We start from the raw sequence: 20689 nt of genomic DNA, 5'->3' as shown, positions 1-20689 counted from the left end.
GCAGCGGTATTGGTAGGACGGATGAACATCGCCACGACACGAGGGACGACCAGCCGCGCGATGTCCCTCCCGAACATCCTGACCTACGGCCGGATCGCCGCGATCCCGGTCGTGGTCGGGTGCATCTACGCACAGTCGATCATGGACGGCCCGCTGTGGCTGCGCTGGGTCGCCGTCGCCATTTTTATCGCGGCTGCGGTCACCGATTACCTCGACGGCTATTACGCACGGATCTGGAATCAGCAATCGGCGTTCGGCCGCATGCTCGATCCGATCGCCGACAAGCTTCTGGTCGCCTCGTGCCTGCTGATGCTGGCCGCCGACGGCATCATTCACGGCTGGTCGCTGTGGGCCGCCATCGTGATCCTGTGCCGCGAGATCCTGGTCTCGGGCCTGCGCGAATATCTTGCCGCGCTGCGTGTCAGCGTGCCCGTGACCAAGCTTGCGAAATGGAAGACGACGGTTCAGCTCATCGCCATCGGCTTCCTGCTGGCTGGTCCGGCCGGCGATGAGGTCGTGCCCATGGTCTCGATGATCGGGCTGGCGCTGCTCTGGGCCTCGGCGATCCTCACCATGTACACCGGCTACGACTATTTCGGCGCCGGCATCCATCACCTCATCAAGGAGGATGAGGGATGAAGGTGAAGTACTTCGCCTGGGTGCGCGAGCGCATCGGCAAGGCCGAGGAGACGATCGAGCCGCCTGCGACCGTGCGCACCGTGGAAGAGCTGATCGCCTGGCTGTCCGGCCAAGGCGAAGCCTACGCCTATGCGTTCGAGAAGCCGAAGGTGATCCGCACCGCGATCGACCATGCCCACGTCAAGTCGGACGCCGCGATCGCGGGCGCTCGCGAGATCGCGTTCTTCCCGCCGATGACCGGCGGCTAGGCCATGTCCGTCGCCACCTGCCCCGTCACCATCCGTATCCAGCAAGACGATTTCGACATCGCACGCGAGATCGCGGTGCTGACCGGGAACCGCACCGACATCGGTGCGGTCGTGAGTTTTTCCGGCATCTGCCGCAGCGACGAAGACAGCGCGAAGATCGCCGCGCTCTCGCTGGAGCATTATCCCGGCATGGCCGAGGAAGAGATCAGGCGCCATGCCGACGAGGCCATCTCGCGCTGGCCTCTCAGCGGCGTCACGGTGATCCATCGCGTCGGCCGTTTCATGCCCGGCCAGAACATCGTGCTGGTGCTGACCGCCTCGCAGCACCGCCAGGCAGCGTTCCAGGCAGCCGAGTTCCTGATGGATTATCTCAAGACCAACGCGCCGTTCTGGAAGAAGGAAGAGAGCGCCACCGGCACCGGCTGGGTCGAGGCCCAGGCCCGCGACGACGAAGCCGCCGCACGCTGGACCCGATCCTGATGGCAACAACATCCAAAAAGGCCGTGCGCGGCCGCGCCGCGCCAAAGCTCGCGAAACTGGGCCGCGGCGAGCTTCTCACGCTGATCGATTTCGTCCGCTATGCGGTGAGCCGCTTCAATGAGGCCAAGCTCGCCTTTGCCCATGGCACGCCCGATCCGGTCGCGGAAGCGGCTTTCCTGGTCTGTGAAGCCCTGCATCTGCATCCCGAGCAGTTCGAGATTTTTGCCAACGCGCGCGTCACGACCGCCGAGGGCAGGACCATCATCGATCTCGTTCATCAGCGCGTCACCACGCGCAAACCGGCCGCGTATCTCGTCAACAAGATCTACATGCGCGGCCTGCCGTTTTATGTCGACGAGCGCGTCATCGTTCCGCGCTCCTTCATCGGTGAACTCTTGGAGTCGCATTTCGGCGGCGACGGCGAAGCCGGCTCGCTGATCGACGATTCCAGCGCCGTCGAGCGCGTGCTCGATCTCTGCACGGGATCGGGATGCCTCGCGATCCTCGCCGCGCATCATTTCCCGAACGCCACGATCGATGCCGTCGATATCTCGAAGGGCGCGATCGACGTCGCCAGACGAAATGTCGGCGAATACGGGCTCGATGGCCGGATCAGCCTGCATCGCGGCGACCTGTTCGCCCCACTCGGTAACACCAAATACGACCTGATCATCACCAACCCGCCTTATGTCGACGCCGAAGGCATGGCGGCGCTGCCGCCCGAGTGCCGGGCCGAGCCGAAGCTCGCCTTCGACGGCGGCGCCGACGGTCTCGATGTGGTGCGCCGGATCCTGCGCGATGCGCCCGGCCATTTGACGCCGCATGGCGGGCTGATCTGCGAGATCGGCCGCGGCCGCGAATTGGTTGACGAGGCCTTTCCTGAATTGCCGCTGCTCTGGCTCGACACCGAGGACTCCGAGGGCGAAGTGTTCTGGATCGCGGCAACCGATCTCGGCTGATCCATCACGGCGGGCAGACCTCGTCGGAACAAGTCAAATACCGCCACGTTCATCCCCCGACGAATTTTCTCGCACTCGGAGGATAACCGCATGCTTGCGCCATCGGGCGAATTGCTGCGCGCCGGCGTCGCGCTCAAGCTCAACCATCTCAAGCGCGCCGCCCAGTCCTATGCCCGCGACCGGAGCAACCAGGCCACAGGGCGCATGACGTCGTACGCGGCTGCGGCCGGACTGCTCGCGGTTGCGGGCTTGTTCGTCGTCGCAGCCTTCTTCGTCGGCCTGATCGCCCTGTACCGCTGGATTGCAATCCATTACGGGCAATTCTGGGGGTTCGGCGCCGTCGGCGCTGTGCTCCTGGTCCTGGCCGCCGCCTGCGCCGGCGTGGCCATGGCCCAGATGAAGCGCAAGACCAAGCCGATCGTGCCGCTCGCCAGCCGCCTGCGGGTGGCTATCGCCACCCCGCGCATCCCGCGCGGAACGGTGAGGGAGGCGGTGAAAGAGGTCGCGACGACAATTCCCCTGGCGCCGCTCGCGCCGGGCGAACGAGGACATGAGTCAGGACATGGCGGCAGCACGTGGCCGGCTCGGTCCAACCGGCCCGTGCAACTCGGGCTGATGCTCGCGGCCGTTGGGCTGGTCGGGATCACGGCCGCGCGCAGGCGGCGTCACGGCCACGGAGCGGATACCTGAAAATGCGTATGCGGCGCGCCGAGCAATTCGACAGCTGGCTGTTAGTCGCAGCCACGACCGTGTTCGTGCTCACCGCGGAACGGTATTTCCAGGATTCTGGCCTGATCCGGCCGGGACCTCCGCAAGACCACCGCAACGGCGAGGCGAATTCGCCGGAAACGAGCCCGACGGGCGCAGCCTCGCAGCCCGGCCGCGGCCGCCGCGCGAAAAGCCCGTTCGCGATCCCGTGGGCAGGCTGGAAGGACATCCTCTGGCGCACCTATCAGCGCATCGACGAGGATCGCCTGCTCGCGACCGCCGGCGGCGTCGTCTTTTTCGGACTGCTCGCGATCTTTCCCGCCATCACGGCGCTGGTTTCATTCTATGGCCTGTTCGCCGATCCCTCGACGATCAGTTCCAACCTGCAATCGCTCGCGATGATGCTGCCCGAGGGCGCGTTCCAGATCGTCGAGGACCAGGTGGCGCGCGTCGTGTCGAACGGCGGCGCGACGCTTGGTTTCACTTTCCTGTTTGGACTCGTGCTCGCGATCTGGAGCGCCAATGCCGGCGTCAAAGCCATCTTCGACGCCCTCAACGTCGCCTATGAGGAGCGTGAAAAGCGCAGCTTCATCCGGCTGAACACGGTCTCGCTGGCTTTCACGGTCGGTGGCATCGTTGCCCTGCTGCTGATGGTGGGCGCCGTCGTCGCCTTCCCGCTCGCGCTCAACCACCTCGGCATGGCGCCCGAAAGCAAGCTGATCGTGGCGCTGGCGCGATGGCCGGTGCTGTTCGTCATTCTCCTTGCGGCGCTCGCCGTCCTCTACCGCTTCGCGCCCAGCCGCGACGCCCCGCGCTGGCAATGGCTGAGCCCCGGCGCTGTGACGGCCGCGATCCTCTGGATCGCCGGCTCGGCGCTGCTGTCCTGGTATCTGTCCGAATTCGCAAATTACAACGCGACCTACGGCTCGCTCGGCGCTGCGATCGGCTTGATGATGTGGATGTGGATGTCGGCCATCGTCATCATGTTCGGGGCTGAGCTGAATTCGGAGATCGAACGGCAGACCTTGCGCGACACGACCACCGGGCCGCCCAAGCCGCTTGGCACCCGCGAGGCCGTCTCGGCCGACACGGTCGGCGCTGCGGCGCCATCCTGACTCTGCGATCGGGCCGCTATCCCCTCGAATCAACAATGATGTTAAGCTCATGCCGCTTGGGGGAGCATGCGGCGTGACGGGGTTCGAAACGCCACCCGTGTTTTCCCGGTCAGGCAGTCAGCTCTTGAAGGCGTAACGCGCGGCATGATTCGTATTTCGACGATCTTCATCGCGATCTGCATGGTTCTGGTCGCCGCCTCGCTCGGGCTCGTGCTCTACGCGGTCGCCGGCATCAGCGGAACCGAATCCGCGATCGTGGCGCTGACGGCGCTGACCTTCCTGATCCTCTACAATGCAGTGTCGATGCGACTGCGCGACCGCAGCGACGTCGGCGGCCAGATCGCCGATCTTTCGCGCGGCACCGCCGACCTCGCCCGTCAGGTCGCCGAATTCGGCCGCCGGCTCGCCACGATCGAAGCACGCATCGCCTCTTCCAATTCGGCCAACTCCGACCGCATCCAGTCGGTGGTCGGCGAGATCAACGAACTCGGCGGACTGGTCAGGCAACTCGCCACCACCGTGTCGGCCCATGAGGATCTGATGGCCGGCAACGCGCCAGTGTCGGCCCCCGCGCCGGTCGCAAGGCAGGAGCCGGACGCGCCGCTCGACCTGATGGCCACGTTCGAGGAGGAACGGCCGGCTGCCCCGGCGCCCGCGCCGCCGCCAATGCGGCCGGCAGCACCGGCGATCCAGACCCAGACCGCCAATCCGGTTCAGACCGCCAACGGCCGCAACCAGACCCAATTGCTGGCGACGCTCCGCAACGCGATCGACGAGAACCGCATCGACATCTTCCTCCAGCCGATGGTGTCGCTGCCGCAGCGCAAGGTCCGGTTCTACGAGGCCGTGACGCGCCTGCGCGACGAGCGTGACCAGCTGGTCGCGGCCGAGGAGTTCATCAGCATCGCGGAGGCCTCCGGGTTGATCGGGCGCATCGACAACATGGTCATGCTGCGCTGCGTGCAGGTGCTGCGGCGCCTGATGGTACGCAACAAGGAAGTCGGCGTGTTCTGCAACGTCGCGGCTTCCACGCTCGGCAATTCCACGACCTTCGCGCAATACCTCGATTTCCTCGAAGCCAATCGGGCGCTGGCGCCCTCGCTGGTGCTGGAATTCAAGCAATCCACCTTCCGCAATCTCGGCCCGGCCGAAACCGAGAATCTCGCGGCGCTCGCCCAGCGCGGCTTCCGTTTCTCGATCGACCATGTCACCGATTTGCGCATCGAACCGCGCGAGCTCGCCGATCGCGGCGTGCGCTTCATCAAGGTGCCGGCCTCGCTCCTGCTCGACCCCAGGCAGGCTTCGGCCTCGGACATCCACCCGTCCGATCTCTCCGACCTGCTCGGCCGCTTCGGCATCGATCTGATCGCCGAGCGAATCGAGGGCGAGCGCGCCGTGATCGACCTGCTCGATTATGACGTGCGGTTCGGCCAGGGGTTCCTGTTCGCGCCGCCCCGGCCATTGCGGCCGGAGGGGTCATCTGCTACCGCCGCGCCGAACCAGGCACAGGACATTCAGGGATCCAATGGCTCCGGCATATCCAGCTCAGGCGCGACGTCGGCTGCGTCTGCGCCACAGCGCGTCACCGGCAACGCCGCGCTCGCGCGACGTATCTGATCGGCCGCACGCATCATGACCACACTGCATTTCGCCGAAAGCCTGCGTGAACTCGTGACGGGCGTGGACGTCGTGCTCAGCGACATCTGGGGCGTGGTCCATAACGGTCTCGAATCCTTCCCCGAAGCCTGCGAGGCGCTGCACACCTACCGCAGCCGCGGCGGTACGGTCATCCTGATCACCAACGCGCCGCGCCCGGCCGACTCCGTGCAGCGGCAATTGCGCAAGCTCGGCGTCGCCGACGAGACCTATGACGCGATCGTGTCTTCAGGCGACCTGACGCGGCTCTATGTCGCCGACCATCCCGGCCGCAAGATGTTCTGGCTCGGCCCCGAGCGCGACAACTCGATCTATCGCGGCCTCGATGCGGTGACCGCACCGCTGGAAGAGGCGGATTACATCGTCTGCACCGGCCTCTATGACGACGAGACCGAGACGGCGGAAGACTATCGCGGCATGATGCTGAAGGCGCGCGAGCGCAAGCTGACGCTGGTTTGTGCCAACCCCGACATCGTGGTGGAACGCGGCGACCGCCTGATCTATTGCGCCGGCGCGATCGCGGAGCTCTATCGCGAGCTCGGCGGCGAGGTGATCTTCTACGGCAAGCCGCACCGGCCGATCTACGAGCGCGCGATGGCGCTCGCCGGCGAACGCCAGGGCCACCAGATCGACCGCAAAAAGGTGCTCGCGATCGGCGATTCCGTCCGGACCGACCTCACCGGCGCGCGCGAGTTCGGCATCGATTGCCTGTTCGTGACCCGCGGCATCCATGCCGAGGAGTTCGAGGGTCTCGACCAGCTCGACCCGGCGTCGGTGCTGGAATTGTTCGGCCATCCCCCGAAGGCGCTGATGCGCGAACTGAAGTGGTAGCGAGTTGATCGTCATTCCCGGTTGATGTGGGGCGTCGATTCCGGAACGACGAACCCGACGCAGAAAGCCCGGGACAATCGCCCGGGCTTTCCGAATTCAACTGATGGCTTCGATCGCGCCTTACGCGCTCGCCATGTCCGGGAAGACCGCCTCGATCTTGGTCTTCAGCGTCGCCGCGTTGAACGGCTTGACGATGTAGTTGTTCACGCCGGCCTTCTTGGCCGCGATCACGTTCTCGGTCTTTGATTCGGCCGTGATCATGATGAAGGGCGTGGTGGCGAGGTTCGGATCCGCGCGCACTTCGCGCAGCAGGTCGTAACCCGTCATCGGCTCCATGTTCCAGTCGGAAATCACGAGCCCGTACTTCTTGCCACGCATCTTGTTCAGCGCTGCCGAACCGTCGCTTGCATCATCGATATTCTCGAAGCCAAGCTGCTTCAGGAGGTTCCTGATGATACGGATCATGGTGCTGTAGTCGTCAACCACCAGAACCGACATCGACAAATCAACCGCCATCTCGACTCCCCCAACGCAAACCCAGGAAATATTACGATCGGACCTGCCGGGCCGGAGCCCCGCGGTTCCACGCCCAAGGACTAGCACCAAGGCGTTAAACAGCGCGTTAACTGGGAACGCCCCCGGTGGACTGAAATCGCACTCGATGCGGCCGCCCCCTCCCGCTTGACTTCATCCGGCCCGTCGCGCCACGGTCCCGGCCGGTCCCGCCGGTTCGAGATTCCCCTGATGGCCCCGCATTTTACCGTTATCCGCGACACCACGCCGGACTCCGCCATTGCAAGGGGTGCCGTGGTCGCCATGGGCAATTTCGACGGCGTTCATCTCGGCCATCGCGCCGTAATCGCTGCGGCCCTGGAAATGGGCCGGCTACATGGCCGCCCTGCGCTGGCATTGACCTTCGAGCCGCATCCGCGCCGGTTTTTCAGCCCCAACACCCCGCAATTCCGCCTGACGGACGAGCGTGCCAAGCTGCGGCTTCTGGCCGGCACCGGACTTGACGGCGCCGTGGTCATGACCTTCGACAAGTCCCGCGCCGGGACCAGCGCGCAAGACTTCATTCACCACGACCTGATCGGGCGCCTGGGCATCGGCGGAATCGCCGTCGGCTACGACTTCCACTTCGGCAAGGGTCGGGTCGGCTCGCCGAGCCTCCTCGTCAACGAGGCGCCCCGGCTCGGCATCGAGGTCGACGTGCAGCCGCATGTCGATATCGACGAGCGGCCGGTCTCCTCCAGCGCGATCCGGATCGCGCTCGCCGAAGGCCAACTCGACGAGGCCACGGCCATGCTCGGCGCGCCCTGGTTCATCACCGGCGAGGTCATCCACGGCGAGAAGCGCGGCCGCGACCTCGGTTATCCCACCGCCAATATCCGCCTTGATGCCAATTGCGGCCTCAAGCACGGCATCTATGCGGTGCGGGTCGGCCGCGGCGTGGAGCGGCTGGACGGGGTGGCAAGCTTCGGCCGCCGCCCGACGTTCGACAATGGTGCGCCGCTGCTGGAAATCTTTCTGTTCGACTTCAAGGGCGACCTTTACGGACAGACGCTCGACTGCGCCTTTATCGGCTTCATCCGCGAGGAGCTGAAATTCGACGGCCTGGATGCCCTGATCCGCCAGATGGACGACGATTCCGCCCACGCCCGGGCCATGCTCGCCGCCGCCCCGGACGCGTTTCCGCGGCTTGGCGTCTTCGATTGAGGCCGGAAACCGGCCCGCCGAACCTTTTGCGCTTCCCCCGCCCCCCTGCTATGGAAAGCCCATGTTTGCGCGGCGCATCATAGGGATTAGCGGCCCGGCTTCCGCCTGAGCCTTCGGCTCGGCGCAAGACCGGGATGTTGTCGTTTCACCCGCGATTCCGCATCGCCATCCGTTCCCGCGCCCTTCCGAGCCAGTCAGCCTCATGTCCGACAAGCCACAAAAGTCCCAAAAATCCGAAGCCAAAGACTATTCGAAAACCCTGTTCCTGCCGCAGACCGAATTCCCGATGCGCGCCGGCCTGCCGCAGCGCGAGCCGGAGCTGCTGAAATACTGGAACGACATCGGCCTTTACGACAGGCTGCGCCAGGAAGCCCAGGGGCGCGCCAAATTCGTGCTGCATGACGGCCCGCCCTACGCCAATGGCAACATCCATATCGGGCACGCGCTGAACAAGATCCTCAAGGACGTCGTGACCAAGAGCCAGCAGATGCTCGGCTTCGACTCCAACTACGTGCCCGGTTGGGACTGCCACGGCCTGCCGATCGAATGGAAGATCGAGGAGGAGAATTACCGCTCCAAGGGCAAGCAGAAGCCCGACTTCCGCGACTCCGCCGCGATGGTGGCGTTCCGCAAGGAATGCCGCGCCTATGCGACGCACTGGATCAACGTGCAGCGCGAGGAATTCAAGCGCCTCGGCATCATCGGCGACTGGGATCATCCCTATCAGACGATGAGCTATCCCGCCGAGGCGCAGATCGCCCGCGAGCTGATGAAGTTCGCCGCCAACGGCACCCTGTATCGCGGCTCCAAGCCGGTGATGTGGAGCGTGGTCGAGAAGACCGCACTCGCCGAGGCCGAGGTCGAGTACGAGGACTACACCTCCGACATGGTGTGGGTGAAGTTTCCCGTCACGTCCCCGGCACATGGTGCGCTCGCCAATGCATCGGTCGTGATCTGGACCACCACGCCCTGGACGCTGCCCGGCAATCGCGCGATCTCGTTCTCACCGAAGATCGCCTACGGCCTCTACAAGGTGACGGATGCGGCCGCGGACAATTGGGCGAAGACCGGCGATCTCCTGATCCTGGCCGATGCGCTTGCAGCAGAGGTGTTCAAGCAGGCGCGCGTCACGGCCTATGAGAAGCTGCGTGACATTCCCGGCGATACGCTGGACGCCGTGGAGTGCGCCCATCCCTTGCGCGGCCTCGATGGCGGTTACGCGTTTATCGTGCCGCTGCTCGCCGGCGAGCATGTCACCGACGATACCGGCACCGGTTTCGTGCACACCGCGCCGAGCCACGGCCGCGAGGATTTCGACGTCTGGATGGCCAATACCCGCGAGCTCGATGAGCGCGGCATCTCGACCGCGATCCCCTACACTGTCGACGAGAACGGCGCCTATACCGCGCAGGCCCCCGGCTTCACCGGCAAGCGCGTGCTCAACGACAAGGGCGAGAAGGGCGATGCCAATGAAGCCGTGATCAAGGCGTTGGTCGAGGCCGGCAAGCTGCTCGCGCGCGGCCGCCTCAAGCACCAATACCCGCATTCCTGGCGCTCGAAGAAGCCGGTGATCTTCCGCAACACGCCGCAATGGTTCATCGCGATGGACAAGGACATCAGCAAAGATGGCCACCCCAGGAAGGGCGATACGCTGCGGGCTCGCGCGCTGCATGCGATCTCGGTCACGCAATGGGTGCCGCCGTCGGGTGAGAACCGCATCAACGGCATGATCGCCAACCGTCCGGACTGGGTGATCTCGCGCCAGCGCGCCTGGGGCGTGCCGATCGCCGTGTTCGTGCGCGAGAAGAGCGACGGTTCGGCCGAGATCCTGCAGGACGAGATCGTCAATCAGCGCATCACCGAGGCCTTCATGGAGGAAGGCGCCGACGCCTGGTACATGGAAGGCGCCCGCGAGCGCTTCCTTGGATGCCGCGCGAAGGAAGATTGGAAGAAAATCGACGACATCTGCGACGTCTGGTTCGATTCCGGCTCCACACACGCCTTCGTGCTCGAGGATCGCCAGAACTTCCCGCAGCTCGGCAACATCGTCCGCAAGGTCGACGGCGGCGACGACACCGTGATGTATCTCGAAGGCAGCGATCAGCATCGCGGCTGGTTTCATTCGTCGCTGCTGGAAAGCGCGGGCACGCGCGGCCGCGCGCCCTATGACATCGTGCTCACCCACGGCTTCACGCTCGACGAGAACGGCCGCAAGATGTCGAAGTCGATCGGCAACACCGTCGAGCCTCAGAAGGTGATCAAGGATTCGGGCGCGGATATCCTGCGCCTCTGGGTCTGCGCCACCGACTATGCCGACGACCAGCGCATCGGCCCGGAGATCCTGAAGAACACCATCGAGACCTATCGCAAGCTGCGCAACACCGTGCGCTGGATGCTGGGAACGCTGGATCACTACAGGCCGGCCGACGCAGTCGCGCCCGCCGACATGCCTGAGCTCGAACGGCTGATGCTGCACGAGCTCGCGGTCCGCGCTGCCGTCGTCCGAAAGGCCTATCAGGAGTTCGACTACAAGACCGTGGTCGCGACCCTGTCCGCCTTCCTGAACAGTGAGCTCTCCGCGTTCTATTTCGACATCCGCAAGGACACGCTGTATTGCGATCCGCCGTCCTCGCCGACGCGCAAGGCGGCGCTGACCACGATCGACCTGTTGTGCAGCTCGATCCTGAAATGGCTGGCGCCTATCCTCAGCTTCACCGCGGAGGAGGCCTGGCGGATGTACAGGCCCGACGCCGAGCCCTCGGTGCACCTGACGCAGTTTCCCGACGACCTCGAAAGCCTGCGCGACGACAAGCTCGCCGCGAAGTGGGAAGCGATCCGCAATGTCCGCCGCGTCGTCACCGGTGCGCTGGAGCTCGAACGCGCCGCCAAGAACATCGGCTCGTCGCTGGAGGCATCACCGGTCATCTATGTCGCCGACCGCGACATGCTTGCGACGCTGTTCGACACCGATCTCGCCGAGATCTGCATCACCTCGAACTACGAGGTGCGCGAGGGCGAGGTGCCGGCTTCCGCATTCCGTCTCGATGCCGTTCCAGGCGTCGCTGTCGTGGTGGAGAAGGCGGTCGGCACCAAATGCGCCCGTTCCTGGAAGATTTCGCCGACGGTGGGTGAAGACCCCGAATATCCCGACGTCACCCCGCGCGACGCCAAGGCGCTGCGCGAATGGAAGGCGCTGGGGGTCAGCATCTAGGTCTCACCGTCGTCCTGGCGAAAGCCAGGACCCATTCCACGGCCGCCAATTGCGACGAAGGCTGATGACCGCAAGTCTTTCAAACAACGACCGCCTCGGACTATGGGTCCTGGCTTTCGCCAGGACGACGACGGAGCGTGTTGTGGCCGACTGCCCATGACCCCGCTCCGCGCCGGCATCCTCGCGGCCCTGCTCACGCTCGTGGCCGACCAGGCTTCAAAGCTCTGGCTGCTGAACGTGTTCGACCTCGCCCGTCGCGGCGCGGTCGAGGTGACCCCGTTCTTCGACTTGGTGCTTGCCTGGAACATCGGCATCAGCTTCGGCTGGCTCCAGAATGACGGTCAGGCGGCGCAAATGGCGCTGATGGCCGTCAAAGTCCTCGCGGTGGTTGCGCTGGCGATCTGGATGGCCCGCTCCCACACCCTGCTGGCAACCATCGCGCTCGGCCTGATCATTGGCGGCGCCATCGGCAACGGCATCGACCGCCTGGCCTATGGCGCGGTGGTCGATTTCGCCCTGTTTCACGTCGAGATCGGCGGAAATACCTATAATTGGTACGTGTTCAACCTCGCGGACGTGGCCATCGTTGCTGGCGTGGCGGCGCTATTGTATGATTCCTTCCTGGGGGTACCCGCCGCAAAAGCGCCCTGATCCCGGCCGATACGGACCGGCAGGCGGAACCTTGCTTTTGCGAGGGATTATGCCGCGCGAGAGCGGCAAACTGCCACATTTTGGAACAGGTACAGTGATGCGCAGCTCGAAGACCAGCGGTTCGATGGTTGAAGACCCCCGGCAGGGGCTCTGGCGGGCGTTGAAATTGTCCGCTGTCGCGCTCGGCATCGGTCTCGTCATGTCGGCTGGCGCCGCCCGCGCCGGTGACGACGGCGAGGACGACGACGACATGACCTTCGAAGAGAAGCTCATCGACAATCTGATGTCGGGCATCGGCGCCAAGAGCATGGAGAAGAAGGGTATCGAATACCGCGAGCGGTCGCCGCTGGTGGTGCCGCCCAAGCTCGACCTGCCGCCGCCCGCCGGCGTTGAAGCCAAGAACGCGCCGAACTGGCCGAAGGACCCTGACGAGAGACGCCGCAAGGAGGCCATCGCGCAGCGGAAGAAGGCCGTCAAGGCCACGGAGAGCTGGCAGGCAGGCCGGGCGTTGTCGCCCGCCGAGATGGAGGTCGGCAGGACAGCCGCACCCGAGCGCACGAGCAATGATCCTATTCAGCCGGGCACCAACGGCAATCCGTCGCTCAGCCCGGCCCAACTCGGTTTCACCGGCGGTCTGTGGGGCATGATGTCGAACAACAAAGGCGAGGCCAAGCAATTCACGACCGAGCCGCCGCGCCAGTCACTGGTCGAGCCGCCGCCCGGCTACCAGACGCCGTCTCCGAGCTACGCCTATGGCGCCGGAGAGGACAAGACACGGCGGACCTATTTCGACATCATGTCCGGCAAGGACAAGGAACAATAGCCTCCTGTCCCTTTGCGACATCCCGACAGACGCGGTCCCGCGCCGGCGGCTCGTGCGCGCCGGACGCGGTCTTTAATTGCTTATCAGTAACTTGCGCCCGAGTTGAGTTCTCTGCTTCGTGACGCGAAGCGTTTGCCGCACGGTGTACCATGCCGTGCCTCCGAGCCGGACATCCGGGCTCGGCCTTTCATAAGGATCATGATGTCCTCTTACCGATCGGCTGCCCGCCTCCTTGCCGCGCTGCTTTCGACGAGTGTCCTCACGGCCGGCGCATCCCTTGCGCAGACCACGGTGACATCGGCTCCGCCCGCCAGCTTCACGCTCGGAAACGGCATGCAGGTCGTGGTGATTCCGGACCATCGCACGCCCGTCGTCACTGAAATGATCTGGTACAAGGTCGGCTCGGCGGACGAGACGCCGGGCAAGTCCGGGCTCGCGCACTTCCTCGAGCACCTGATGTTCAAGGGCACATCGAAGCATCCGGTCGGCGAATTCTCCCAGACCGTGCTCCGCGTCGGCGGCAACGAGAACGCCTCGACCTCGGTGGACTACACCAATTATTACCAGCGGGTGCCGAAAGAGCAGCTGCCGAAGATGATGGAGTTCGAGGCCGACCGCATGACCGGCCTGATCCTCAAGGACGAGAACGTGCTGCCGGAGCGTGACGTCGTGCTCGAAGAGTACAACATGCGCGTCGCCAACAATCCGGACGCGCGGCTGAACGAGCAGATCATGGCCGCGCTCTATCTCAACCATCCCTACGGCCGGCCGGTGATCGGCTGGCACCAGGAGATCGAGAAACTCGATCGCGAGGATGCGCTCGCCTTCTACCGCCGCTTCTATGCGCCGAACAACGCGACCCTCGTGATCGCCGGCGACGTCGAGCCCGCCGACATCCGCCCGCTGGTCGAGCGCAATTTCGGGTCCATCCCGGCCCAGCCCGCAATCCCGGCGCGGCGCGTCCGCCCGCAGGAGCCGGAGCCCGCGGCGCCGCGCACCGTGACCCTCGCCGATCCGCGCGTCGAGCAACCCGGCCTGCGACGCTATTACCTGGTGCCCTCGGCGACCACGGCTGCGGCCGGCGAAAGCGCGGCCCTCGACGTGCTGGCGCAGCTGATGGGCAGCGGCAGCAATTCCTATCTCTACCGTGCGCTCGTGGTCGACAAGCCGCTCGCGGTCTCCGCCAGCGCCAGCTATTCGAGCATCTCGCTCGACCCGACCCAGTTCGCGATCTCGGCTTCGCCCAAATCCGGCGTCAGCTTCGCCGAGGTCGAGCAGGTGGTCGATGGCGTCATCGCCGATATCGCGCAGAATCCGATCCGCGCCGAGGATCTCGAGCGGGTCAAGACCCAGCTCATCGCCGAGGCTATCTACGCCCAGGACAATCAGGCGGTGCTGGCGCGCTGGTATGGCGGGGCATTGACCACGGGCCTGTCGATCGAGGACATCCGGAGCTGGCCCGATCGCATCCGCGCGGTCACCGCCGAGCAGGTCCGCACCGTCGCGCAGAAATGGCTCGAGAAGAAGCGCTCGGTGACGGGCTATCTGATCAAGGACACCGGCGCCGCCAAGCGCGAGGAGAAGCGTTCGTGACCTATCCCTTCCTTCGACGTGTCACATTCTCCCTGGTCACCGGCGCGGCACTCGCGCTCGCGACCGTTTCGCCGTCGCAGGCGGCAGCAAAGATCCAGCATTTGACCTCGCCGGGCGGCATCGAGGCCTGGTTTGTGCAGGATGCGACCGTGCCGCTGATCGCCATGGAATATTCCTTTGCCGGCGGCTCGGCACAGGATCCCAAGGACAAGTCGGGCGTCGCCAATCTGGTCGGCGATCTCCTCGACGAAGGCTCCGGCGATCTCGATTCCAAGACCTTCCATGAGCGGCTCGACCGCCGCGCCATCGAGCTCTCCTTCAGCGCCACCCGCGACACCTTCCGCGGCAGCCTGCGCATGCTGCGCGACAACAAGGACGAGGCCTTCGACCTGCTGCGGAGCGCGCTGACCTCGCCGCATTTCGAAACGGCCGATGTCGAGCGCATCCGCTCGCAGGTGATCTCGGGCCTGCGCCGCGAGACCACCAACCCGACCTCGCTGGCGAGCCGCAAATTCCTGGAGGTCGCCTTCGGCGATCATCCCTACGGCCGGCAGTCCAACGGCAACCTCGACAGCGTTCCGACCATCACGGTTGCCGACATGAAGGATTATGTCGGCCGCGTGCTCGCCAAGGATACGCTCAAGATCGCAGTGGTTGGCGATGTCGATCCAGCCACGCTCGGCAAGCTGCTCGATCACACTTTTGGTGGCCTGCCCGCCAAGGCCAATCTCGCGCCCGTCCCCGACGTCGAGGCCGCCAAGCCGCCGCAACGCGCGTTCGTGACGCTCGATGTGCCCCAGACCGTGATCACCTTCGGCGGCCCCGGAGTGAAGCGCAGCGATCCGAACTTCATGGCTGCCTATGTTGTCAACCACATCCTCGGCGGCGGCGGGTTGTCCTCGCGGCTCTATCGCGAGGTGCGCGAGAAGCGCGGGCTGGCCTATTCGGTGTTCGAATCGCTGCTCTGGATGGAGCATTCGGCGGTCTTCATCGGCAATACCGGCACCCGCGCCGACCGTGCCGGCGACACCATCGACGCCATCGACAAGGAAGTGCGCCGGATCGCCGAGGAAGGCCCGACGCAGAAGGAGCTCGACGAGGCCAAGTCCTACCTCAAGGGCTCGCAGATGCTGGCGCTCGACACCTCCTCGAAGCTCGCGCAGGCGCTGCTGCAATATCAACAGGACAAGCTGCCGATCGACTATATCGAGAAGCGCAACGCCGTCGTGGATGCGGTCACCATGGACGACGCCAAGGCGGCCGCAAAGCGCCTCTGGGGCCAGGGCCTCCTGACCGTCGTCGTCGGCCGCGCTCCGCAGGCCGCGGCGCAACCGGCAGCCGCACCGGCGACGAAGTCGAACTGACGTCTTCCATACCCTTCTGAAATGGCCGGGCTCGCCCGGCCATTTGCATTTGGGGGCGCCATTGCCGAACTTGGGCGTCCGGGATATGTCCGGGCATCACGAATGGTGCCACCATGCTGCGGATATCCCGCGATCTTGTCATCGACGAGGACGACATCGAGATCGGCTTTGTCCGCGCCTCCGGCCCGGGCGGGCAGAACGTCAACAAGGTCGCGACCTCGGCGCAATTGCGCTTCGACACCCGGAAGCTGACGCTTCCGGAGGATGCCGCGTTGCGCCTCGCCCGGCTCGCAGGGCAGCGCATGACCAAGGACGGCGTCATCGTGATCCAGGCCCAACGCTTCCGCACCCAGGAGCGCAACCGCCAGGACGCCATCGACCGCCTTACGGAGATGCTCGGCGAAGCCATGATCCGGCCGAAGCCGCGGCGCGCGACAAAGCCGACCTTTGGCTCCAAGCAGCGCCGGCTCGAGGGCAAGAAACACCGCAGCGACATCAAGTCGAAGCGCGGGCGCGGTTTCGACGACTAGCAGAGACTGCAAAAGAACTCCGGCCGCAGGGCGACCGGAGTTCTGCCGTCTCACTCCATTGGCTAGTAGCGCTTGCCCGTGGCTGCACCGCCCGTCGCGGAATCGTCGGCGGTCCCTTTGTGTGCAGCACTGCCCGTGGTGCCAACCGTGCCCCTGGTGCCCTTCGTCGGCTTCATGCCCGTCGACTCGCCCGCCGCGCCCGGCTGGGCGCTCATCTCCTCGTCGCCGCTGCCCATTGTGCTGCCTTGCATCGGTTTGCTTTGCACGGTGCCGCTAGGCCTCGCGCCAGACGACGTACCTTGCGCGAGAACCGGTGTCACAATGAGAGCCGAGACGGCGCATGCGATTGCGGAGGTCTTCACCAACTTCATCCATTTCTCCTGGATTTTCGCGATGATCGGTTCGGCGGCTTGATGCGCCGTCCGTCTGAGCCGAACCAGTCCATCGCGTTACGAGCTCGAACGGCGCGACCGCAATGCAACCTGTCTCGTGTGGTGATCGTTTAGGGATTTGACGGCGGTTTCGCGGAATTGTCCTCCGCATATACGGCAGCGCGGAACAACGCACCCGCGTGCACCTCCGCACGCAGCGAAACAGCCCGCTACTACCACCGCATGTTTTGCCGCGCCTAGAGTTTGCGCACGCTGAATTGACGTCGACGGGCGGACTTTTGACGATGCGCGCGATCGTGCTGGGATTGTGCACCGCGGTGGTGCTGGTGGTGCGGGTGGCCGAGGCGCAGATGCCCTTGCCGGCTGCAAAGCCGCCGGATGGCGCAACACTGTTCAAGCAGCAATGCGCGGTGTGCCACACCACGAACCTGTCAGAACCGGTGCGGCAGGGTCCGCCGCTGGTCGGGATCGTCGGGCGGCCCGCCGGCAAGGTCGAAGGCTTTCACTATTCAGAGCCCCTCGCAAAAGCAGCCTTCGCCTGGGACGAGACGAAGCTCGACGCATGGCTGACCAATCCGCAAGCCGTGATTCCCGGCGTGGTCATGGTCTACCGGCAGGCGAATCCGGAGACGCGCGCCGCCATCATCGCCTTTCTTAAGGAGCAGAACTGAGTGGCAAAGCCGGTCCATTCCATGATCCGCGCACTCGACGAGGCGCGCTCGCTCGACTTCTACAGACGGGCCTTTGGCCTGGAAGTCACCGACCGTCTGAAGTTCGCAGACTTTGCCCTGATCTATCTGCGTCACCCCTCCTCACCCTTCGAGTTGGAGCTGACGGTCAATTTCGATCGCAAGGAGTCGTATGCGCTCGGCGACGGCTACGGACATCTCGCCGTGGTGGTCGAGGATCTCGATGCCGAACATGCCCGCTTCGAGCGTGAGAAGCTCGCACCGGGTCCGCTGCGCGACTTCAAGCACGACGGCAAAACGCTGGCGCGCTTCTTCTTCGTCAGCGATCCCGACGGCTACAAGATCGAGGTGATCCAGCGCGGCGGACGTTTCAACTGATCGAACCACAAAATCAAAATCATAAAAGGAGGAATGCCATGAGAGAAGTCGATCGTCGAAGCAGGCACAGCCGCCGCATCTTTCTCAAGGGCGCCGCGGCCGCCGTGCCGGTCGCGGCAGTCGCGACCAGCATCGCCGTCAGCATCGAGGGCGCCTGGGCCGACGAGGCAAGCGCGCTTTCGCCCGCGACGATGAAGACGCTGCTGAAAGTCGCGCGCGATATCTATCCACACGACGTCCTCGGCGACAGCTACTACATCACCGCGATCAAGCCGTGGGACGGAAAGGCCGCCAAGGACCCCGCCGTCAAGGCGCTAATCAGCGACGGCATCACCAGGCTCGATCAGAACGCGCGTGATCGCCACAAGGCGCCCTATGTCGAAGTGCCCTGGGAAGCCGACCGCGTGGTGCTTTTGAAGGAGATCGAGCAGAGCGACTTCTTCCAGAAGGTGCGCGGCGACCTCGTCGTCTCTCTCTACAACCAGAAAGAGGTCTGGCCGCGGTTCGGCTACGAGGGCTCCTCCGCCGAACACGGCGGCTACATCAACCGCGGCTTCGCCGACATCGACTGGCTGCCGAAGGCTTAAGGCTCACCCAACGGTTCAGGAGAACGCATATGGCAAAATTCGATCTGAACGACTCCAGCGTTGTGGTGATCGTCGGCTCCGGTGCCGGCGGCGGCACGCTGGGCAACGAGCTCGCACAGAAGGGCGTCAAGGTCGTGATTCTCGAAGCAGGTCCCCGCATCGAGAATCAGGACTTCGTCAATGACGAGTGGGAGAGTTTCTCGCAGCTCGCCTGGACCGATGCGCGCACCACATCGGGATCATGGCGCGTCGCAAAAGACTTCTCGGGTCTTCCCGCCTGGATCGTCAAGGCGGTCGGCGGCTCGACCACACACTGGGCTGGCGCGTCGCTGCGGTTCGACGAGCACGAGTTCAAGGTGAAGAGCACCTACGGCAACATTCCCGGCGCCAACCTGCTGGACTGGCCGGTCACGCTCGCGGAGATGGAGCCGTGGTACGCCAAGGCCGAGAACAAGATGGGCGTGACCCGCACCAACGGCATTCCCGGACTTCCCGGCAACAATAACTTCAGAGTGATGGAGGCCGGCGCAAAGAAGCTCGGCTACAAGACGGTGCACACCGGCAACATGGCGATCAACAGCCAGCCGCGCGACGGACGCGGCGCCTGTCAGCAGATCGGCTTCTGCTTCCAGGGCTGCAAGTCCGGCGCGAAATGGTCGACGCTCTACACCGAGATACCCAAGGGCGAGGCGACCGGCAATCTCGAGGTTCGCCCCGCCAGCATGGCGGTCAAGATCGAGCACGATGCCGCCGGCAAAGTCACCGGCGTGGTTTACGCCGACGAGAGCGGTGCAATGCAGCGCCAGAAGGCACGCATCGTTGCGGTCGCCGGCAATTCGATTGAAAGCCCACGGCTGCTGTTGAACAGCGCATCCACGATGTTCCCCGACGGCCTCGGCAACTCAAGCGGTCAGGTCGGCCGCAATTACATGCGCCACATGACCGGTAGCGTCTATGCCGTGTTCGAGAAGTCGGTGCACATGTATCGCGGCACCACCATGGCCGGCATCATCCGCGACGAGGCCGCCAACAATCCGAAGCGCGGCTTCGTCGGCGGCTACGAGATGGAGACGCTGTCGCTCGGACTGCCCTTCATGGCGGCGTTCCTCAACCCCGGCGCCTGGGGACGTCCGTTCACCGCCGCGCTCGACGGTTATCCCAGGATGGCCGGGATGTGGCTGGTCGGCGAGGACATGGCGCAGGAAACCAACCGCATCACGCTCGATCCTGTCGTGAAGGACAAGTTCGGCCAGCCGGTCGCAAGCGTGCACTTCGACGATCATCCCAACGATCTCGCGATGCGCGCGCACGCCTACAAGCAGGGCGCTGCGGTCTACGACGCCGTCGGCGCCACCGTGAGCTATCCGACACCGCCCTATCCGAGCACGCACAATCTCGGCACCAACCGGATGAGCGAGAAGCCCAGGGATGGTGTGGTCAACAAGTTCGGGCAAAGCCACGACGTCAAGAACCTGTTCGTCTCCGACGGCAGCCAGTTCACCAGCGGCGCAGCCTGCAATCCGACGCTGACCATCGTCTCGCTGGCGATCCGGCAGGCGGATTACATTGCGGGTGCGATGCAGAAGAAGGAAATTTGATCCAATCTCGTTCGTCGTCCTGGCGAAAGCCAGGACCCATTGCCCCGGGAAGGAGTTCGGCGAAGGCTTGTTGTTCGGGACTCATACCGCCCATCGCTGATGGATTCCGCGGTATGGGTCCTGGCCTTCGCCAGGACGACATCAGGGCTATTCCGCTGCATCGAGGATGGGCGCAACCGTCGTCTTGAACGCCTGCACCGGCGCTGCCGTCTTGGAGCGGTAGATCAGGCAGGAGCAGCGCAGCAACGAAGCGAAATTGTTGACCTCGCCGTGATGGTCGAGCACCTCGGTGTAGAGCGTCGTCAGGAACTTGCCGACGCTCATGTTCTCCTTGGCCGCGATCTCCTCCAGCGTGTCCCAGAATGCCATTTCCAGCCGGATCGAGGTGCAATGCCCACCGATCCGCAACGAGCGGGTCTGGGATTCGTAGTCGCCTTGGGGCTGATGCGCGAAGAGATGGCACATGGCGTCCTCCCGTCCTGTTGCCATTTTTTCGCGATGCTACACCGCAGCCCGGTACC

22 protein-coding genes are annotated in these 20689 nt (G+C 64.7%); 19 read left to right on the top strand and 3 right to left on the bottom strand.

Annotation, left to right across the window (positions count from 1 at the left end; all coding sequences use genetic code 11):
• Positions 1–21 precede the first annotated feature (21 nt).
• From pgsA to RX329_RS05980, 8 genes are all read left to right on the top strand, one after another.
• Entirely contained in the window at positions 22–639 is a 618-nt protein-coding gene (pgsA, locus tag RX329_RS06015; protein WP_007596859.1) for a CDP-diacylglycerol--glycerol-3-phosphate 3-phosphatidyltransferase, read from the top strand.
• Positions 636–887, top strand: a complete 252-nt coding sequence (gene moaD, locus RX329_RS06010; protein ID WP_018453492.1) for a molybdopterin converting factor subunit 1 — start codon at positions 636–638, stop codon at positions 885–887. The genes pgsA and moaD overlap by 4 nt, the downstream gene beginning before the upstream one ends.
• A gap of 3 nt (positions 888–890) precedes the next feature.
• On the top strand, positions 891–1367 hold the full coding sequence (locus tag RX329_RS06005) for a molybdenum cofactor biosynthesis protein MoaE (protein ID WP_085350078.1): 477 nt from the start codon (positions 891–893) through the stop codon (positions 1365–1367).
• Complete coding sequence (gene prmB / locus RX329_RS06000) at positions 1367–2326, top strand: 50S ribosomal protein L3 N(5)-glutamine methyltransferase (RefSeq protein ID WP_085358084.1); 960 nt, start codon at positions 1367–1369, stop codon at positions 2324–2326. The genes RX329_RS06005 and prmB overlap by 1 nt, the downstream gene beginning before the upstream one ends.
• A gap of 90 nt (positions 2327–2416) precedes the next feature.
• Positions 2417–3016: a hypothetical protein gene (locus tag RX329_RS05995; RefSeq protein WP_085358082.1), complete on the top strand. Its 600-nt coding sequence runs from the start codon at positions 2417–2419 to the stop codon at positions 3014–3016.
• A gap of 2 nt (positions 3017–3018) precedes the next feature.
• Entirely contained in the window at positions 3019–4149 is a 1131-nt protein-coding gene (locus RX329_RS05990) for a YihY/virulence factor BrkB family protein (RefSeq protein WP_026232540.1), read from the top strand.
• Positions 4150–4293: 144 nt separating this feature from the next.
• Positions 4294–5766, top strand: a complete 1473-nt coding sequence (locus tag RX329_RS05985) for an EAL domain-containing protein (RefSeq protein WP_085358081.1) — start codon at positions 4294–4296, stop codon at positions 5764–5766.
• Positions 5767–5781: 15 nt separating this feature from the next.
• Positions 5782–6636, top strand: a complete 855-nt coding sequence (locus tag RX329_RS05980; protein WP_085358079.1) for a TIGR01459 family HAD-type hydrolase — start codon at positions 5782–5784, stop codon at positions 6634–6636.
• Between the two features lie 120 nt (positions 6637–6756).
• Here the strand turns inward: RX329_RS05980 and RX329_RS05975 are convergent, their stop codons facing one another.
• Positions 6757–7152, bottom strand: coding sequence for a response regulator (locus RX329_RS05975; RefSeq protein WP_007596883.1), 396 nt, complete (start codon positions 7150–7152; stop codon positions 6757–6759).
• A gap of 228 nt (positions 7153–7380) precedes the next feature.
• Between RX329_RS05975 and RX329_RS05970 the strand changes: the two genes are divergently transcribed.
• The 7 genes from RX329_RS05970 (at position 7381) to arfB (ending at position 16524) form a co-directional block, all read left to right on the top strand.
• Positions 7381–8352: a bifunctional riboflavin kinase/FAD synthetase gene (locus RX329_RS05970; RefSeq protein WP_085358077.1), complete on the top strand. Its 972-nt coding sequence runs from the start codon at positions 7381–7383 to the stop codon at positions 8350–8352.
• A gap of 202 nt (positions 8353–8554) precedes the next feature.
• On the top strand, positions 8555–11563 hold the full coding sequence (gene ileS / locus RX329_RS05965) for an isoleucine--tRNA ligase (RefSeq protein WP_085358075.1): 3009 nt from the start codon (positions 8555–8557) through the stop codon (positions 11561–11563).
• 156 nt (positions 11564–11719) lie between these two features.
• Positions 11720–12214 (top strand): signal peptidase II, encoded by a 495-nt coding sequence (gene lspA, locus RX329_RS05960; protein ID WP_085383810.1) that lies wholly within the window; start codon positions 11720–11722, stop codon positions 12212–12214.
• A 97-nt stretch (positions 12215–12311) separates the two neighbouring features.
• On the top strand, positions 12312–13037 hold the full coding sequence (locus RX329_RS05955) for a hypothetical protein (RefSeq protein ID WP_085383811.1): 726 nt from the start codon (positions 12312–12314) through the stop codon (positions 13035–13037).
• Positions 13038–13235: 198 nt separating this feature from the next.
• Positions 13236–14630, top strand: a complete 1395-nt coding sequence (locus RX329_RS05950) for a M16 family metallopeptidase (protein WP_198957602.1) — start codon at positions 13236–13238, stop codon at positions 14628–14630.
• Positions 14627–15994 (top strand): M16 family metallopeptidase, encoded by a 1368-nt coding sequence (locus RX329_RS05945; RefSeq protein ID WP_085383812.1) that lies wholly within the window; start codon positions 14627–14629, stop codon positions 15992–15994. The genes RX329_RS05950 and RX329_RS05945 overlap by 4 nt, the downstream gene beginning before the upstream one ends.
• 113 nt (positions 15995–16107) lie before the next feature.
• Complete coding sequence (gene arfB / locus RX329_RS05940; protein WP_018453479.1) at positions 16108–16524, top strand: alternative ribosome rescue aminoacyl-tRNA hydrolase ArfB; 417 nt, start codon at positions 16108–16110, stop codon at positions 16522–16524.
• 62 nt (positions 16525–16586) lie between these two features.
• On the opposite strand, the gene RX329_RS05935 is transcribed toward arfB, so the two are convergent.
• Positions 16587–16895 (bottom strand): hypothetical protein, encoded by a 309-nt coding sequence (locus tag RX329_RS05935; protein ID WP_085358069.1) that lies wholly within the window; start codon positions 16893–16895, stop codon positions 16587–16589.
• Positions 16896–17200: 305 nt separating this feature from the next.
• On the opposite strand from RX329_RS05935, the gene RX329_RS05930 reads away from it, so the two are divergent.
• Genes RX329_RS05930 through RX329_RS05915 form a run of 4 tightly spaced genes read left to right on the top strand, consistent with a single transcriptional unit; the run spans position 17201 to position 20168 of the window.
• Positions 17201–17587 carry a c-type cytochrome gene (locus RX329_RS05930; protein WP_085358067.1) on the top strand — a complete coding sequence of 129 codons (387 nt, stop codon included), beginning with the start codon at positions 17201–17203 and terminating at the stop codon, positions 17585–17587.
• Positions 17588–17983, top strand: coding sequence for a VOC family protein (locus tag RX329_RS05925; protein WP_018453475.1), 396 nt, complete (start codon positions 17588–17590; stop codon positions 17981–17983).
• 38 nt (positions 17984–18021) lie between these two features.
• A complete protein-coding gene (locus RX329_RS05920; protein WP_085383813.1) occupies positions 18022–18570 on the top strand; it encodes a Twin-arginine translocation pathway signal in 549 nt (182 codons plus the stop codon).
• Between the two features lie 29 nt (positions 18571–18599).
• Positions 18600–20168, top strand: coding sequence for a GMC family oxidoreductase (locus RX329_RS05915; RefSeq protein ID WP_085350087.1), 1569 nt, complete (start codon positions 18600–18602; stop codon positions 20166–20168).
• 147 nt (positions 20169–20315) lie between these two features.
• Here RX329_RS05915 and RX329_RS05910 read toward each other — a convergent pair whose 3' ends face one another.
• The gene (locus tag RX329_RS05910; protein ID WP_018453472.1) at positions 20316–20633 is read right to left on the bottom strand and encodes a ribbon-helix-helix domain-containing protein; all 318 of its coding nucleotides are present in this window, start codon (positions 20631–20633) and stop codon (positions 20316–20318) included.
• Positions 20634–20689 lie beyond the last annotated feature (56 nt).

This window comes from Bradyrhizobium sp. BWC-3-1, from assembly GCF_032917965.1.
Taxonomy (GTDB): domain Bacteria; phylum Pseudomonadota; class Alphaproteobacteria; order Rhizobiales; family Xanthobacteraceae; genus Bradyrhizobium; species Bradyrhizobium canariense_D.
Note: the sequence above shows the minus strand (reverse complement) of the source record. Positions and strands in the feature narration are given on the sequence as shown.